Annotated in this window: 1 protein-coding gene; it reads right to left on the bottom strand. The window is 73.8% G+C overall.

Annotation, left to right across the window (positions count from 1 at the left end):
* Positions 1 to 1,343: acyltransferase domain-containing protein (locus tag ABZV34_RS39550; protein WP_356288161.1), on the bottom strand; the 1,343-nt coding region annotated here is incomplete at its 3' end.
* Positions 1,344 to 1,364: the final 21 nt, after the last annotated feature.

Below are 1,364 nucleotides of genomic sequence, written 5' to 3'. Positions count from 1 at the left end.
GTTCCGCCGGTCACCAGGACGGGGCCGCGCGGGGTCCAGGCGGTGACCGGGGCCGAGGTGGCGGAGACCGGGGCGTGGACGAGACGGCGGGCGAGGAGTTCGGGTCCGCGGACGGCGATCTGGTCCTCGCCGGACACGAGGGCGGCGGCGATGCCGGCGAGGGCGTGCCGGTCGGGCTGCCGGGCCGGGACGTCCACCAGGCCGCCCCAGCGGTCGGGGTGTTCCAGGGCGGCGACCCGGCCGAGGCCCCATACGGCGGCCTGTGCCGGATCGGCCGGTTCCTCGGCCGGTCCGTCGGTCGACACGGCGCCGTGCGTCACCGTCCAGAGCGGAACGGTGAGGCTCGCGTCGCCGAGGGCCTGGACGAGCGCGAGGGTCGTCCCCACGCCACCGACGGGGGCGAGGCACGACAGCACGCCCGCGACGGTCCCGCCTTCGGCGGCCTGTACGAGGACCCGTGCCAGCGCGGCACGATCCGTCCGAGGGGGGCAGGTGAAGCGGTCGGCACCGGGGACGAACTCCTCGATGCCCGCCAACGCGTCCTCGTCCGAGGGCTGGAGCAGGATCCAGCGTCCCGGTACGGGTGCGGGAGGGAGTGGTACGGCCGCCGGTTCCCAGTCGACGCGGTAGCGCCAGCCGTCCACGCGTCGCTCGACCGCGTCCTGTGCGGGTTCGGGCCAGAACCGCTCGCGCTGGAAGGCGTAGGTGGGAAGGGCGGTGGTCCGCGCGCCGGTGAAGAGCGCGGGCCAGTCGACGGTGACGCCGTGGGTGAACGCCGCCGACAGGGCGGCCAGGGCGGTGTCCGTCTCCGGGCGGTCCTTGCGCAGCATGGACGCGAAGAGCATCTCCTCGTCGCCGGAGACGCCGGACTGGGCGAGGGCGGTGAGGGTCCCGTCGGGGCCCAGCTCCACGAACCGGGTCACACCCTGTTCTTCGAGCCGGGCGATGCCGTCGGCGAACCGTACGGCCTCCCGGACGTGGCGCACCCAGTACTCCGCCGACTCCAACTCCCCGACGCCGGCGGCCTGTCCGGTCAGATTCGAGACGACCGCAATGCGGGCCGGTGCGTAGGTGACGCTCTCGGCGACCGTGCGGAACTCGGCGAGCATCGGCTCCATCAGCGGCGAATGGAAAGCGTGCGAGACGCGCAGGCGGGAGGTACGGCGACCCAGGGCGGCTATCTCCTGCGCGACCGCCGACGCCGCAGTCTCGGCACCGGAGACCACCACCGAACGGGGGCTGTTGACGGCGGCGATGGACACCCCGTCGGCCAGCAGGGGGAGCACTTCATCCTCGGACGCCTCCAGCGCGAACATCGCACCACCAGAGGGCAGTTCCTGCATCAGACGACCCCGCGCCGACAC

Source organism: Streptomyces sp. NPDC005195 (assembly GCF_040608315.1).
GTDB lineage: Bacteria > Actinomycetota > Actinomycetes > Streptomycetales > Streptomycetaceae > Streptomyces > Streptomyces kaempferi.
Note: the sequence above shows the minus strand (reverse complement) of the source record. Positions and strands in the feature narration are given on the sequence as shown.